At 43.1% G+C, this 15,125-nt stretch carries 12 protein-coding genes and 1 pseudogene; 3 read left to right on the top strand and 10 right to left on the bottom strand.

Annotated features, from left to right (window positions below; translation table 11 throughout):
• Window positions 1-10 precede the first annotated feature (10 nt).
• The 6 genes from QP420_RS01355 to QP420_RS01330 all read right to left on the bottom strand — a co-directional run bounded on the left by QP420_RS01355 (window position 11) and on the right by QP420_RS01330 (window position 6,764).
• Window positions 11-556, bottom strand: a complete 546-nt coding sequence (locus QP420_RS01355) for an N-acetyltransferase (protein ID WP_415689644.1) — start codon at window positions 554-556, stop codon at window positions 11-13.
• 59 nt (window positions 557-615) lie between these two features.
• Entirely contained in the window at window positions 616-1,116 is a 501-nt protein-coding gene (locus QP420_RS01350; protein ID WP_060786810.1) for an S-ribosylhomocysteine lyase, read from the bottom strand.
• A gap of 200 nt (window positions 1,117-1,316) precedes the next feature.
• On the bottom strand, window positions 1,317-2,954 hold the full coding sequence (locus QP420_RS01345; RefSeq protein WP_481616353.1) for an ABC transporter ATP-binding protein: 1,638 nt from the start codon (window positions 2,952-2,954) through the stop codon (window positions 1,317-1,319).
• Entirely contained in the window at window positions 2,944-3,789 is an 846-nt protein-coding gene (locus QP420_RS01340; RefSeq protein WP_481616455.1) for an ABC transporter permease, read from the bottom strand. The genes QP420_RS01345 and QP420_RS01340 overlap by 11 nt, the downstream gene beginning before the upstream one ends.
• Window positions 3,790-3,812: 23 nt before the next feature.
• Window positions 3,813-4,781 (bottom strand): ABC transporter permease, encoded by a 969-nt coding sequence (locus QP420_RS01335; RefSeq protein WP_464405111.1) that lies wholly within the window; start codon window positions 4,779-4,781, stop codon window positions 3,813-3,815.
• Between the two features lie 300 nt (window positions 4,782-5,081).
• Window positions 5,082-6,764, bottom strand: a complete 1,683-nt coding sequence (locus QP420_RS01330; protein ID WP_481616352.1) for an ABC transporter substrate-binding protein — start codon at window positions 6,762-6,764, stop codon at window positions 5,082-5,084.
• A 354-nt stretch (window positions 6,765-7,118) separates the two neighbouring features.
• Between QP420_RS01330 and pdxS the strand changes: the two genes are divergently transcribed.
• Together pdxS and pdxT are read left to right on the top strand one after the other, a co-directional pair.
• Entirely contained in the window at window positions 7,119-8,054 is a 936-nt protein-coding gene (gene pdxS / locus QP420_RS01325; protein WP_481616351.1) for a pyridoxal 5'-phosphate synthase lyase subunit PdxS, read from the top strand.
• 15 nt (window positions 8,055-8,069) lie between these two features.
• The gene (gene pdxT / locus QP420_RS01320; RefSeq protein ID WP_481616350.1) at window positions 8,070-8,663 is read left to right on the top strand and encodes a pyridoxal 5'-phosphate synthase glutaminase subunit PdxT; all 594 of its coding nucleotides are present in this window, start codon (window positions 8,070-8,072) and stop codon (window positions 8,661-8,663) included.
• A 124-nt stretch (window positions 8,664-8,787) separates the two neighbouring features.
• Here the strand turns inward: pdxT and QP420_RS01315 are convergent, their stop codons facing one another.
• Window positions 8,788-10,551, bottom strand: a complete 1,764-nt coding sequence (locus tag QP420_RS01315) for a glycoside hydrolase family 13 protein (protein ID WP_481616349.1) — start codon at window positions 10,549-10,551, stop codon at window positions 8,788-8,790.
• Between the two features lie 208 nt (window positions 10,552-10,759).
• Here QP420_RS01315 and QP420_RS01310 point away from each other — a divergent pair, with 208 nt between their 5' ends.
• Window positions 10,760-11,530 carry a type III pantothenate kinase gene (locus QP420_RS01310; protein WP_060786791.1) on the top strand — a complete coding sequence of 257 codons (771 nt, stop codon included), beginning with the start codon at window positions 10,760-10,762 and terminating at the stop codon, window positions 11,528-11,530.
• 41 nt (window positions 11,531-11,571) lie between these two features.
• Here the strand turns inward: QP420_RS01310 and QP420_RS01305 are convergent, their stop codons facing one another.
• From QP420_RS01305 to QP420_RS01295, 3 genes and pseudogenes are all read right to left on the bottom strand, one after another.
• Window positions 11,572-13,014, bottom strand: a complete 1,443-nt coding sequence (locus tag QP420_RS01305; protein WP_481616454.1) for an ABC transporter substrate-binding protein — start codon at window positions 13,012-13,014, stop codon at window positions 11,572-11,574.
• An 11-nt stretch (window positions 13,015-13,025) separates the two neighbouring features.
• The gene (gene glmS, locus QP420_RS01300) at window positions 13,026-14,933 is read right to left on the bottom strand and encodes a glutamine--fructose-6-phosphate transaminase (isomerizing) (protein WP_415689630.1); all 1,908 of its coding nucleotides are present in this window, start codon (window positions 14,931-14,933) and stop codon (window positions 13,026-13,028) included.
• A gap of 89 nt (window positions 14,934-15,022) precedes the next feature.
• Window positions 15,023-15,125 (bottom strand): annotated as a pseudogene (locus QP420_RS01295) (amino acid ABC transporter permease); the annotation flags it as partial.

Raw genomic sequence — 15,125 nt, 5'->3', positions numbered from 1 at the left:
GCTAATACTTCTAATACCGTATTACATGATTATGCGAGCGCAACCATTGATACGCGATTCTAGTTGCACTATGCGCGCGATTTGGAATTACAACAAGACCACACTTGCTAAAGCCTTCTCGCAAAATAACTTTTTGCATAATCAAGTTGTCGGGATGAGTGTCGATTCTAACATTAGAGTAGTTGCTCTTGGCCCATTTTAAACACTCTCTTGCCATTTTTGGCTTGACTCCCGAAGATGCAAGTCTATGGATTGTAACGTATGGCAAAACGTCATCTAGCCACGCTCCGTCAATCTTTGCGTAGACTTCATCAGTCCCTTCGCACAGTGCAAATTGTGCCAAAATGCGCTCTTCTCCAAAGTCTGGGTCCGTGTCTACAAGAAGATTAAAACGGTTCAAACGAATATCTTCTATAACACTAGATGTTAGAGGAAAACGATCTCCCCATTGATGAGGATTGCCATTATTTGCCATAAACACTCTTGCTCTCTTATAAATATTTTCAATATCTTTTAGATCGCTAAGAGTTGCTTTCCTCAATCTTATTTCAGACATACACCCCCCTATGCTTAGAATATGGCGATTTTACAGTATTACACAAGCAACGCAGCAAATCACACAATCTTGCGCTCAAAAGGATCGGAGCTAATGCCCTTATCTAAAATATCTTTGCACCATTGACGCGCTCCAAACAAGCTGTGGTCGCGGTAGTTTCCGCAAGACTCAATTGTTGTAGCTGGAACATCTTCCCATGTTGCCTTAAACGCAATAAACTCAAGCGATTCCTTTAGTGCGCGCGCAACATCTTCCGTGCTATGCGTACCCCAAGTTAAAAGGTGGAATCCTGTACGGCAGCCAAACGGAGAGCAATCAATGTAGCCTTCAATGCGCTGGCGCAAAAGAACAGCAATCGTGTGCTCAATCGTATGCAAAGCTCCCGTAGGAATAGCCTCTTGGTTAGGCTGAGTTAGGCGAATATCGTAGTTGGAAATAACATCTCCATTAGGGCCTTTTTGCGTATCAATATAGCGAACATAAGGAGCCTTAACCTTAGTGTGATCAAGCTCAAAGCTTTCTGGGCGAGGTGTTGGCTGGTTGTTTTGATTTTCGCTCATTTTATCCATCCTAACTTGTATTCCATGCGCAAAATATATGCGCAAAATCCATGCGTAAATAACGATTACTAAATAATATTAAACGCTATTGTTACCAAACACACATAAAATACATAAAATACGCAAAATACGTAAAATACATAAAATACGTAAAATACATAAAAGCGAATTTAAAATGTTTTTTTATTTGCCACAAATGATTACAAAGTAGCAGCATCAATAAGCTCGCGAGTGTAACTGTGTTTTGGATTAGTCAAGATTTGGCTTACAGGACCCGACTCAACAACAGCGCCATCTTTTAGAACAACAACGCTAGACGCTAAGTGCTGAATCATACCAAGATCGTGGCTAACAAAAATGCAAGCCATACTAGGGCGTTCTACGCGAATCTTAGCAAAAGCATCTAGGATTCTAGTGCGCTCTGCAACATCGATTGCACTCATTGGCTCGTCTGCAATTAAAACTCTAGGATTATTGATTAACGCACGCGCAATTGCAACGCATTGAGCTTGACCACCAGAAAGCTGGCAAGGGTACCTTAAAGCAAAAATGCTAGGGTCTAATCCAACCAGATTCAAAGCATCAAAAACCCTGGAATTAACGGCTTCTTCGCTAATGTGCTCGCTTTTACGCCATATTTCAAGCGGCTCAGCAACGCTTTTTTTAACTTGCCAACGAGGGTCTAAAGCGGCAAAAGGATGCTGAAACACAAGCGAACATTGTTTTCGCATATTTACATAAGCAGAGTCTTTTAAGCTTGATTTTCTAGCATTTTCAACGGTTTCAACCGATTTTCCGCAGTATTCTATACTCCCCTGGCGTATTTCTTGCAATCCAAGCAAAGACCTAATCAAAGTTGTTTTACCACTTCCAGATCCGCCAATTAATGCTAAAGACTCGCCAACTCTAAGATTAAAGTCAACGCCTTTTAATGCTTCGACGCGAGTCTTTGCGCTTCCTAAAACAACATGAACGTTTTTAGCTTTAAAAATGCAATCATCTTTAGAAGAATCATTCTTATTTAAATCATTCTTATTTAAATCGCTTTTACTATCAAGGCTTAAATCGTTTTTACTAAGACTTAAGGCGCGAGCTGCAAAAACAAGCTTTCGAGTTGAATCAATCTTAGGATTCTCTAGCAAATCGCCAACACGCGCACTATCAACTAATCGCCCAGAATCCAAAACGTAACAACGCGTAGCAGCGCTAGAAAGCACAGAAAAATCGTGAGTAACAAAAAGCATTGAAGCGCCCATATTGTCAACTAAAGATGTGAGCATTTTTACAACATCTTTTTGCGTAACAGAATCAAGAGCAGTGGTTGGCTCGTCTGCAAGAATCAACTTAGGGCATGTTATAAGAGCTGTAGCAATGCCAACTCGCTGCATTTGCCCGCCCGAAAGCTCAAAAGTACGCTTATTTAAAACATTGGCACCTAAACCAACTTTTTCAAGCATGACTTTAACGCGATTTTGAATATCGTCTTCGTCTAAATTGTAATGAAGCCTAAGAGGTAACGCGATTTGCTCGCTAACACTCATAACGGGGTTAAGAGCGCGATCCGCTTGCTGAAAAACAACGCCAACATACTTGCCGCGAATACGCGCAAGCGCAGAATCGTTAGCGCCAACAGTTTGAGCATTGCCAACATGGCAAGAGCCAGTAATCTTGCAATTAGACGGCACTAGGCCAATCGCAGCTCTTAAAAGCATTGATTTACCAGAGCCAGAAGATCCAACTAATCCAACGCGCTCGCCATCTTTAACGTTAAGCGAAACATTACTTAAAATGCGCGAAGATCCAATGCTAAGTGATAATCCTTTTATATCAAGACTCATTCTTAGACTCCCTATTTGCTGGGTTCATAGCACTTCTTAAAACGTCGCCAAAAAGATTAAGAGACAAAACTGTTAATGTAACAATAAGACCAGGCCAGAGAGCTGCAAGAGGATAAACGTGAATCAAAGTAACCGAAGTAGAAAGCACACGACCCCAGCTCGGCACTCCCGAAGGAACGCCAACACCAAGATAAGTCAATCCGCTTTCCGCCAAAATAACAGTTCCTGCAGAAAGCGAAAGCTGAACGGAAGCGATTGGCAAAATATTAGGAAAAACATGCTTTAAAAGAACGTAGCTTCTGCTAGCGCCATTAGAAACAGCACAATCAACGTAGTTGGATTTAAGAACAAGAACAGCACTTGGATGCAAAATACGCGCAAGATTTAAGCCGTAGCCAAATCCACATGCAAGCATGATTACAAGAACGGATGCCCCAAGAGGCACAGCAAGCATAAGAGCAATCAAAACCGTTGGAATGGAGATTAAGGCATCCACAGCCATAATGCTTACGGAACGAATTTTTTGAACGCGGCAAATCGTAAAGCTTAAAATCACAAACCCAACAACGCAAGCAAGCGCAACCGTTGAAATAACAAGCAAAATCTCTACTCTAGAACCAGCCATAAGCCAACTAAGCATATCGGCACCAGTGCCGTCTGTGCCAAGCCAATGCTTTAGAGAAGGCTTTTGCCATACCTGGTAGCCGTTTGTTTCTAGAAGAGAGTAGGGCGTCCACACAAAAGAAAGTGCGGCTACAAAAATCCACAAGCCCAAAACAATGCACACGAATTTTCCAATAACTCCGCTCCAAATGCGGCTTAAAAACTTAATCATTGCTTGAATTGCCCCCACTTAAATCACTCCCCACTTGAATCTTGGCTAAGCCTTGAATCTAGCAAACGATGCAAAACGTCAATCGCAAAACCAACAAGCAAGAACAATGCAGAAAGCATAAAAAGATTGCCCTGAACAGATATAAGATCACGCAAACCAACATCGCGCACAAGACCCATGCCCATTCCAGGAAGAGAAAACAGATTTTCAATAACCATTACGCCCATAATCATGTGCGCAAAAGTCAAGCCGATTACAGACACAAGCTGCGGCAAGGCTAATCGCAAGCCAACGCGCCAAATCATCTGCTTTTTAGTCATTCCGCAAGCCAAAGATTGCAAAGCAATATCACTATTAGAAATCTGCTCTAACGAGGCCGCCGTGTATCGCATAAAACCAGATCCAACAATAATTCCCACTGTTAATGCTGGAAGAATCAAAGACGAAAATGCGCTAGCAAAATCACACCAGCCATCTGTTGGAAAACCTTGAGTAGGGAAAATGCCAACCAATCCAATGCCTTTGCCAAAAATCATGATTAAAAGCATTCCGCCCCAAAGAGCAGGAATGGATCCGCCTGCAATTGCGCAAAAGCGCAAAAATCCTTGCAAAGACTTGCCAGAATACAAAACTTGCAAACATCCCAGCGGAATGCCTATTGCGAGCGCAATCAAAAGTCCAAGAAAAATAAGAGGGAATGTTATGCTAGCGCGCATAGCAATCGTAGACGCAACAGAACGACCCGTAAGCATTGAAACACCAAAGTCGCCTTTAAAAACGCCAAAAATCCACTCTAAATATTGCATTAAAAGGGGCTTGTTTAAGCCTAAATCGTGCCTTAACTGCTCAACTTTTCCAGCTGGCGCATTTAAGCCTGCCATAACTTGAGCAACGTCTCCAGGTAAAACCCTAAGAGCAAGAAATACGATTGCAGAAATAAACAACAAAGCAGCAAAAAACAGCGCAATGCGTCTAAGAATCATGCGCTTCATACAAACCCCTTACTTAATTTAATATTCCCGAGAATTTCCGCACTAACTCCGCTTTTTGTAGCTCTACACACCATTTTGAGCTACAAAAAGCGTCAAATCGTTCGCGCGTTACAGCGCGCTCACGTCTTCGCCGCGCAGAAGCAGTGCTTCTGCCTCGAGCGGCTCAGCGCTCCGAATTACCTTCGCGCGCTACGCTTTAAGCGCGAAGGCAGGTCGTCGCGCCTGCTTTTGTTCCCAAAATCGCCAAATACGTAAACAAACGTGGGGAAAAAGAAACAAACTCGGGAAATTTAGACCAAATCACTTAAGTCGCAAGTCGTATAGCGGCAAAAGAACCTGATTAATGTCAAAAGGCATTCCATCAAGATTCTTTACCTTCGCCGTCACAACTTTGTAGTTAAGCAACCAATCGGCTGGAGCATCCTGGCTAATTATTCGCGCAGCTTTAGCAAGAAGTTTGTTAGACTCCTTAGGATTTGCACAAAGCATAGCCTTAGCATACAAATCTTGAACCTGCTTATTGTTGTAACCGTAGTAATACTTAGAATCTGCCCACTGGCCAAAATCGTGACTTTCATTGTGATCTACCATAGACAAATCGTAGTTTTTATTGGTATAAACATCGTGCAGCCAAGTTGTAAACTCAACAACATTAACCTTTAAATCAATGCCAATCTGCTTTAGCTGAGACCTAAGCTGTTCGCCAAGTTGTGTTCCATAGATATTTGGATAAGTAAGCGAAAGATGCAAAGGATTTTCCTCACTAAAACCAGCTTCCTTCATTAACGACTTAGCGCGCTTAACGTTATGCGGGTAAAGATTAGTTAAATCTTCATAGCCTGGGTCCAAAGAAGGAATAGGGCCGCCAAGCAAAGCATCTGTGCCTCCTCGCGAAGCAATGATTTGCTTATGATCAATGGCATACCTAATCGCTTGGCGAACACGCTTATCTTTAGTGCGCTCCCCATTCATGTTCATAGCAAGCACAAACTTATCTGTGGTGTTCCCCGCTTTAACAACATATTTCTTTGAATTCGCCTTAAAAGGCTTAGCAAGCTGACCACTAATAGGTGCCAAAGCCTGAACTGCGCCCGAAGAAAGCGCGTCCACAGCCGCAACATCGTCTACAAAATAGCGAACAACAACTTTTGACGTTTTTGCCTTATTAGCGCCCTTATAGCGGGGATTTGACTTTAACACAACGCGGTCATTTGGCACGAACTTCTCTACCAGATATGGGCCAGAGCCGACGGCCTGAGTTTTAGCATTATAATCTGCAAGCTTATCGAAGACTAAGCCAGCCCTAGAGCTCAACGCCCACAAGAGCTTTGCATTTGCTTCTTTAAGTTTGATTTCAAACGTATAATCGCCCTTTGCCTTAGCAGATTCAACATTTCCAACCATGTTTGAACCGCGATACTTCTTTGCAATAAGCTCATTAAAAGACCACTCAGCATCTTTAGCGGTAAGCTTGTGGCCATTAGAGAACACAAGGCCTTTATGCATGTTAAAAGTGTACTTTAATCCGTCTTTGCTTATTTCCCAACTCTTTGCAAGGGAAGGAACAACCTGATTCTTAGCGTTTCTAGCTACAAGGCCTTCGTACACGTTTCCAATCAGCAGCTGCTCTAAAGCAGAGCCAGACTGGTTACGAATATCAAGATTTGTAGGAGCAAGCTTTAAGCCGATTGACACGGTTTTATTTGACACTTGCGCAGAAGATGTTTGACTTGCAGAATTTTTTTGCGGACCTGTAAACGTTGCAATAATCGCGCTAACTACTGCGATTACTACGACTGCTACAGAAACAAGCCAGAATTTTCCTAAACCGCGCTTATTAGTGTTGTGCACACTTTTAGACGCAGCGTTAAGAGAAGCATCTGTGCTAGAGCCAAACTGCAATTCTTCTGCATTTTCTTGCCCAGAGAATTCTTTGGTCACATCTTTAGAGTATGCGCCATTCTTGGGTTCTTTGTTATCCATTCATCAAACCTTTCTGGATTGAATTAGATACATACCTGTTCAATTTTTAAGCTCGTTGCTTAGAAAAGCTGCACTTTTGCAGCACAAGTCAACGGCGTATACAATCGTAGCTTGCTCACAAGTCAATTAAAGCTAGGGCGAGTCTAAAAAAAACTTATTTATAAGTGATTGACATTTATGCGTTTTTGCAAAAAATTTATCGTCATTTTAATCAACATATCCTATGAATGTGGTTAAATTCCATCAGACGTAAACTTGCAAACGTGCGCATAAAAATGTTACGCACAACATACACGTGTTACACAACATGCACGCAAAATGCGCCAATCAAACGCCAATAAAAAGCGAGGAATAATGGCAGAGAACTTGAACACTACAGTAACAGTAAACGAATCTTCGGATCCGCAAAATAACGGCGGCCAAGACCGCACTGCTCTAAATCGCCAGCTTGCACAAATGCTTAAAGGTGGCGTAATTATGGATGTTACTACTCCAGAGCAAGCAAAAATTGCTGAAGATTCTGGAGCTTGCGCCGTTATGGCGTTGGAGCGTATTCCTGCCGATATTCGTGCAGCGGGCGGCGTTTCTAGAATGAGCGACCCAGCTATGATTCACGGAATCCAAGAGGCTGTGTCTATTCCTGTTATGGCAAAATGCCGCATTGGTCATTTTGTAGAAGCGCAAGTGCTTGAAGCCATTGAGATTGATTACATTGACGAAAGCGAAGTGCTTAGCCCAGCCGACGACGTGTACCACATTAACAAGCGCGATTTTGCAGTTCCATTTGTTTGCGGCGCCAAGGATTTGGGCGAGGCTTTACGCCGAATTAACGAAGGCGCTTCCATGATTCGCACAAAGGGCGAGCCAGGAACTGGAGACGTAATTCAGGCAGTGCGCCACATGCGCATGATGAATTCCGCAATCCGCAGGCTTACAAGCATGCGCGAAGATGAGCTTTTTGAAGAAGCTAAGACCTTGCGCGTGCCTTTTGATCTTGTAAAGTACGTTGCACAGAACGGCAAGCTTCCTGTTGTAAACTTTGCCGCTGGCGGCGTTGCTACCCCTGCAGACGCTGCTTTGATGATGCAGCTTGGCGCTGAAGGCGTTTTTGTTGGCTCTGGCATCTTTAAGTCTGGCGACCCAGCAAAGCGTGCTGCTGCAATCGTTAAGGCTGTTACTAATTACAAAGACGCTAAGATGATTGCTAAGCTTTCCGAGAATTTGGGCGAGGCAATGGTTGGAATTAACGAGCAAGAAATCAAGCTCTTAATGGCCAATCGCGGTGAGTGATTGAGGCGAATTATTTTGACAAACTCACCTATCAATACAAATAATTGCGCGCATACTGTAGCCGTTCTAGCTGTTCAAGGAGCTTTTCTTGAGCATCGCTTAATGCTGGAAAAGCTGGGCGCGCACGTTATTGAGCTTCGTCAAGCGCGAGATTTGGAGCAATCTTTTGACCGCCTTGTTTTGCCTGGCGGCGAAAGCACTGTGCAATCAAAGCTTCTTAAAGAGCAAAACATGCTTGAGCCTTTGCGCGAGAAAATTGCAAGCGGAATGCCTGTTCTTGGCACTTGCGCAGGGCTGATTTTGCTTGCAAAGAACGTGGAAGGAAACGAAGTTAGCGGATTTGGCACTCTAGACGTTACTGTTAAGCGAAACGCTTACGGACGCCAGCTTGGAAGCTTCCACTACGAATCTAATTTTGGCAGTCTTAGCAAAGTTCCAATGACATTTATTCGCGCGCCTTATATTGCGCAAGTTGGACCAAATGCCGAGGCTCTTGCAACTGTAGACGGCAACGTGGTGGCTGCTCGCCAAGGAAACCAGATTGGCACAGCTTTCCACCCAGAGCTTGACGAAGACACAAGAATCCACCAACTTTTCTTGGATTTGTAGTTGGATTTGTAGATATCTTAAGATTGTAAATTCTTGTAAATTAAAGTGGCACTTAAATCACTTGATTAAGTGCCACTTTTATTATTAAAACGCCATTAAACACTATTAAATCGCCAGCAAATCGCTATTTTACTTCAAAAATCGCGTATCCAAAGGCTCCAATAGAGTGATTTTGAGCATCATAATTGTAACTAATAATCGGCTCACAATCTGGCAAAGCACTAAACGAATCATTAGACTCATTGAACGCATTTAAAGCCACTACAACACGCTTAGAATCAGTTGTACGCGCAAACACAAACTTTCCGCGCTCGTCATAGTCAAGAACCCTAAAATTGCCATGAACAAAGCAATCGTTGCTTCTACGCAATTTTATAAGTTCGCGGAACAAGTCACGATTATCCTTTACAGGATTTGCCCAAGGCATAGGCGCGCGATAATCACACTCTTCAAAACCAACTACCCCAAGCTCATCACCGTAGAACACGCTTGGAGTTCCAACAGATGTAAGAAGGCAAAGTTCAGCCAAGCGGAATCGCTTATCTTGCTCGCAAGAATCGCCAGAATCCGCGGAATTTTGCGCGCACAAGCTCCTAAAGCGACTAACGTCGTGGCTATCAAGCAAATTCAACTGACCCTGAACAATCGGGAATGGGTACCTTAAAAGCATATCCACAAATCGACTATTAAACTCGCGCGCGTTAATCTTGCCAAAAGCAAAGAAATCGCGGCAAACTTTGCGGAACTCGTAGTTCATAGTGGAGTCAAACATGTCTCCCTGCAGCCAGCGCTCAGAATTCTCCCAAATCTCCGCAATCAAAACGCTATCTTTTTTGGTCTTTTTAGCAACAGTGCGGAAAGCGCGCCAAAAGTCTTTATCAACCTCATTCGCAACATCCAAACGCCAACCGTCAACATCAAAATCTTCAAGCCAATAGCGGCAAACGTCCATAAAATAGTTTCGAACTTTTGGATTAGAAGTATTGAGCTTTGGCATTTTACGCTCATACGCAAAACACGTGTAGCTTGGGCGCTCGCCATCTTCGGGGCGCTTAACAGGGAACTTTAGCCCGTAGAACCAGTCCTTGTATTGCGAATTTTCGCCATTTTTAACAACATCGTCGAAAGCAAAGAAGTACCAACTAGAATGATTAAAAACGCCGTCAATAATTATGTGCATGCCGCGATTATGAACCTCGCTAACAAGCTCCCTAAAATCGTCGTCCGTTCCTAAATTAGGGCAAACATGGTAGTAATCAAGAAGATCGTAACGATGGTATTCTGCAGCTGTAAAAATAGGATTTAAATACAGGCAATTAAAGCCCAAATCCTCAATATAATCAAGATTGTCGATTATGCCTCTAATTGTTCCACCCAAACGAGTGTGCAAAGTTTGGCCAGTTTTCTCATCAAAATAATCTTTTGCCGCGCAACTTATTCCACGCTTAGAATCTGCAAAACTATCTGGGAAAATGTTGTAAACAACAGCCTCTTTAAGCCAATGTGGAACGTCGCTAATCTCCTCGCGGCGAATAAATGGGAACTGGTAGACTTCTGTACGATCTTCTGGAAAATCAGTCGCAATAGTATCGGCGTACAAATACAAGTGCTCATCCGCATCTTGCATCTCAAAGTAATAACAAACTCTATCTAAATCGCCGCTTATATTCGCTTCATAGTAGTCAAAGTAATCGTCACTTGCAATCTTTTCCATTTTAAGCGTGCAGAACTTGTCTAACGGAGTTAAATCAACGCGATTTCCGTAATGCAAAACGCATGAGCTAAGATTATTCTTTGCCGCACGCAAGCGAATTGTTAAGCAATATTCTGCCGTAGAATACGCATACTGGGAAAGTGGCCTATGCAATATTGCTTGACGATTTATCATTTACATTTCCTTTCTAGCCTCGCTGCCATTGTTTTCGACTTTATCACCTACTCTTCTACACCGACACACTTTGATGGTGATTTCCTAAAACGCAACTCCAAACAAGGAAAGCTTGTAATTGCCCGCAACAGACTTAGCATTAATGTAGTATTGCTCTAAAGATACGCATACTTAAGTTTGGCAACACACAAACACACTGGAGGCGGTTATGCTTTTAGCAGTCGATATTGGCAACACGAATATTGTGCTTGGATTCTTAGATAACGGCAAGATTGTGGGCACTTATAGAATGACTACAAAAGCAAATCACACTTCCGACGAATACGGCATTATGATTACGCAATTCCTTAATTTAAGCGGTTTTAGCGTAAACGATGTTGAAGATGTTATTGTTGCTTCGGTTGTTCCAAAAGTTATGCACTCCTTCCGCGCAAGCATTGTTAAGTTTTTGCAAATCGACCCTATGATTGTAGGCCCTGGCGTAAAAACTGGCGTAAATATTAGGATTGACGAGCCACGATCCTTAGGCGCAGACTGCTTAGCGGATTGTGTTGGAGCGTTTAAAGAATACGGCGGCCCGGTATTGGTAATTGACTTTGGCACTGCTACAACCTATAACTACGTTGATGAAAACGCAGCCATTACATGCGGACTTATTTGCACGGGAATTAGTTCGGCTGCGGCAGCACTATGGGATAATGCGGCTCAGCTTCCAGAAGTTGAGATTTCGCGCCCTAAATCCGTTTTGGCAAAATCCACTCGTCCCGCTATGCAGGCTGGACTCTACTACAGCTTCTTAGGTGGCATTGAGCGCACGATTGAGCAATTTAAAATAGAGATAGACGAGCCTTTTAAGGTTGTTGCAACAGGCGGATTGGGTCGTCTTTTTGAAAAAGATGTTAAAGCAATCGATTACTACGATCCAAACTTGATTTTTAAAGGAATGTACGAGATTTATAGAAGAACAACGGGCTGCTAGACGACTTTTCTAGTGCGCTAGCGCACAAGCACACTAACACACTAGCGCACAACAAAGCCCTGATTATACCCGTATTCTTTTAAGTCTTTTTTCCAAAGCGCAATTCCATCTTTAAGCCGAATCTTAGGACCAGGATCGTCTGGAAGAACAAAATCCTTGCCATCATCTTGCTTAATTCCAGCGTCAATCATGGCTTTAATGTTTAAACGCGCTTTTGACTTTCGATTCCAATCGTAAGCCAATCCAACTGTGGAACGAAAATCGCTACGCGAATAAACTTCAAATGGCAAATACTTGTACCCCGTATACACATGTTGCGCTGCATCAGCAAAGACTCGATTAAAGCGTTGACCGCCAAAATACGGCACTTTAATCCCCCGAGAATCCAAAACAGTAGTCTTATTTAAAAATGCGCTATCTCTAAGAGTTACAACGTCTGCTGGAAACGCTCCCGCACTAACGCGTTCTTTAATGCCTTCTTGAGTGTGGCAAACAAAATCAACAAAACGCATTGCAGCTTCTGGCTTTCTACTAGACTGCAAAACGCTTAGCGCAGACCCACCCATTTGCGCATTATGATTTTTGCCATCCATTGTTGGAACTCTTGCAACACGCCACAACCCTGCTCCCCCCGGAATATCGCGCATTAAAAGCGATGTCATCCAAGCTCCAGCAAAAACGGAAGCAACATTGCCAGACCCAACAGCGTTCTTCCAAGCTGGAGTCCAGGTTGTAAGTCTTGTATCAACTAAGTCTTCGTCAATCATAGACTGCCAGAATTTAGTAAAATCCTTTGTTCCCTTGTCTTTACTTAAGCGAACTGTAACGGTTTTTCCGTCGTGCGAAGTAATAAACGGGTGGCCGCCCGAAAGCCAAATCATAGCGTTGTAAAAGCTTGCATCACCAGAATCGGCAGCAATGTAAACGCCTATGCTTTTTAGCTTTCTTGCAGCGTGAATATAGTCTTTCCAAGTGTGAATTTGCGTAGCGTCCACGCCTGCCTGGTTAAACACGTCTTGATTATAAAACCACGCCAAAGACCCCGAATCCATTGGCAAACCGTATATACGCCCACCTAATTGCACAGAAGACCAAGATCCTGGAGTATAAAAAGTTTGAGTTCCCTGCACCCTATCTGTAATGTCTAAAAGCTGCCCGCTAACTGCGTATTGTGGCAAAGCATAGTACTCCAATTGCGCAACATCTGGCATGCCATAGCCATCTTGAATAGCACTGTTAAGATTGCCATACCCGCTTGTGTCTTTGATTGCAACTTTAATATCGGGATTTTGCTTCTCAAAATCCGCTGCAATCCGCTTCATGCTTGGCTCCCAAGACCACACTGTGATTTTTGTTCTAGAATCAACAGATCCGCATGATGCACAAAAAACAACAGCAAAAACGCATAAAACAGCAGTTATTATGCGCCTAACAAAACAGTCAACAATCTGCTTGCGATTTTTGCGCGGGCTTCTTTTATACATAACTCTCACTGCTATTCCACAGTTACGGATTTTGCTAGATTTCTAGGCTTATCAACGTCGTAGCCTTTAAGCTTTGCCATGTTCATTGCAAAAATCTGCAAAGCTACAACATCTACAAGCGGGCTTAGCAAAGTTGGGCATTTAGGACGCCAAAATACAATATCCGCGTAGCGTTCTGCATCTGGATCTCCATCTTCTGCAACAGCAATCGTAAACGCTCCACGCGCCTTAACTTCTTCGATTCCAGAGATTACCTTAGCGTGCAAAACGTCTCTTCCTCTAGAAGATGGCACAATCACAACAACAGGCTCGCCTTTGTCTACAAGGGCTATTGGCCCGTGCTTTAACTCTCCAGCAGCAAAGCCTTCTGTAAACGTGTACGCAATCTCTTTTAGCTTTAACGCACCTTCTAGCGCCACTGGGTATCCAACATGCCTTCCAAGGAACAAGAACGATTTTGCGTCGATTGTTTGCTTTGCAGCCTGCATAATCGAATCAGCTTGCGTATCTAAAACGTTTTGGATTTTATCTGGCATTTCTTTAAGCTGAGACACAATTTGCTGAATCTCATCTCTGTACATTGTTCCTTTGACTTGAGCCAAATAAAGCCCAAGCATGTATGCAGCTACGATTTGCGCAACAAAGGCTTTTGTGGAAGCCACTGCGATTTCCGGTCCCGCATGCGTGTAAAGTACAGCATCCGATTCTCGCGGAATACTAGAGCCTTGAGTGTTGCAAATAGCAAGCACGCGGCTACCCTGCTCTCGCGCATGCCTTAATGCCATTAGCGTGTCCATTGTTTCGCCAGACTGCGAGATTGCAACAACAAGCGTTCTATGCGTTAAAATTGGATCTCTGTACCTAAACTCGTGAGCCAGCTCCACCTCCACTGGCACGCGCACCCAATGTTCAATCGCATATTTTGCAACTAATCCAGCGTAGCTTGCTGTTCCACAAGCCACCACTATTATCTTATCGATTGAACGCAAAATATCTTGACTAATCCTAACTTCGTCTAGAATAATGTTCCCTTTTGCGTCAAATCGCCCGCGCAAAGTATCAGCTACAGCATGCGGATCTTCGTGGATTTCTTTATCCATAAAGGAATCCCATCCGCCTTTTTCTACAGCCGAAGCATCCCAGTCTACAGTAAAGTAACTAGGGTTTTCAATCTCATTGCCGTCAAAATCTGTAAGACGAAGCTGTGCTTTTCCGTTCCCCTCTATATCTCCGATTAAAACGGCCTGATCTTGACCAACTTCAAGAACCTTATCTGTGTATTCTACAAAAGCCGCAACATCGGAACCTAGAAAATACTCGTTATTTGAAACACCTACTACAAGTGGCGAATCGTGGCGAACGGCAGCAACAATATTAGGCTGTCTAACGTCAACCGCAAGTAGAGTAAAAGCTCCTTTAAGAATTTTTGCAACTTGTCTTATTGCTTTAAAAAGATCTGGTTTACCAGTTTCTTCAATTATTTGGTTTGCGATTTTTCCAAGCGCTTTGGCTGCCACTTCTGTATCTGTTTGAGATGAAAACTCTATGCCTTCTTTTTGCATTTGTTCTTTAAGACTAATAGCGTTTTCAATAATACCGTTGTGAATAAGGGCGATTTTTCCGTCTGCACTAATGTGTGGATGCGCATTTAAATCGCATGGAGCACCATTTGTAGCCCAACGTGTGTGGCCTATTGCAACGCTCGCCTCTGGCATTGGATTTTCGGCTATATCTTTTCTTAAAACAGCTAAGCGACCAGCTTTTTTGCGCACGCATATAGAATCCATTCCTGGAGCAGCAAGAGCTACACCAGAAGAATCATAGCCTCTGTACTCTAAGCGTTCTAATCCGTTTAAGCAAACTTCTAAAGGCTTTGAGCAAACTGTGCCAAAACCTGCGTATCCAACAATTCCACACATAATTTTCTATTCTACGTTATAAAACGTGTGTGTTTCTACTCGTTTTGCAATTATGTTTTGTAATTAATCTACATGTTTTGCAATTAATGCTATCTGTTGCTATGAATGCTATCTGCTTTTGCTTCGAATCCTTTGCCAAAATGCTTTTCCAACATAACCTGCAAAACCATCAAAACAGACGTAATCACCAAA

It is taken from the genome of Bifidobacterium sp. UMB1197 (assembly GCF_030217745.1).
Taxonomy (GTDB): domain Bacteria; phylum Actinomycetota; class Actinomycetes; order Actinomycetales; family Bifidobacteriaceae; genus Bifidobacterium; species Bifidobacterium vaginale_B.
The sequence above is the reverse complement of the archived record's forward strand: the minus strand, read 5'-3'. Positions and strand labels throughout refer to the sequence as shown.

Bases quoted from the DNA above. Each gene is read 5' to 3' on its own strand.
- QP420_RS01355 (WP_415689644.1), bottom strand. From the start codon at position 556: ATGTCTGAAATAAGATTGAGGAAAGCAACTCTTAGCGATCTAAAAGAT.
- QP420_RS01350 (WP_060786810.1), bottom strand. From the start codon at position 1,116: ATGAGCGAAAATCAAAACAACCAGCCAACACCTCGCCCAGAAAGCTTT.
- QP420_RS01345 (WP_481616353.1), bottom strand. From the start codon at position 2,954: ATGAGTCTTGATATAAAAGGATTATCACTTAGCATTGGATCTTCGCGC.
- QP420_RS01340 (WP_481616455.1), bottom strand. From the start codon at position 3,789: ATGATTAAGTTTTTAAGCCGCATTTGGAGCGGAGTTATTGGAAAATTC.
- QP420_RS01335 (WP_464405111.1), bottom strand. From the start codon at position 4,781: ATGAAGCGCATGATTCTTAGACGCATTGCGCTGTTTTTTGCTGCTTTG.
- QP420_RS01330 (WP_481616352.1), bottom strand. From the start codon at position 6,764: ATGGATAACAAAGAACCCAAGAATGGCGCATACTCTAAAGATGTGACC.
- pdxS (WP_481616351.1), top strand. From the start codon at position 7,119: ATGGCAGAGAACTTGAACACTACAGTAACAGTAAACGAATCTTCGGAT.
- QP420_RS01315 (WP_481616349.1), bottom strand. From the start codon at position 10,551: ATGATAAATCGTCAAGCAATATTGCATAGGCCACTTTCCCAGTATGCG.
- QP420_RS01310 (WP_060786791.1), top strand. From the start codon at position 10,760: ATGCTTTTAGCAGTCGATATTGGCAACACGAATATTGTGCTTGGATTC.
- QP420_RS01305 (WP_481616454.1), bottom strand. From the start codon at position 13,014: ATGTATAAAAGAAGCCCGCGCAAAAATCGCAAGCAGATTGTTGACTGT.
- glmS (WP_415689630.1), bottom strand. From the start codon at position 14,933: ATGTGTGGAATTGTTGGATACGCAGGTTTTGGCACAGTTTGCTCAAAG.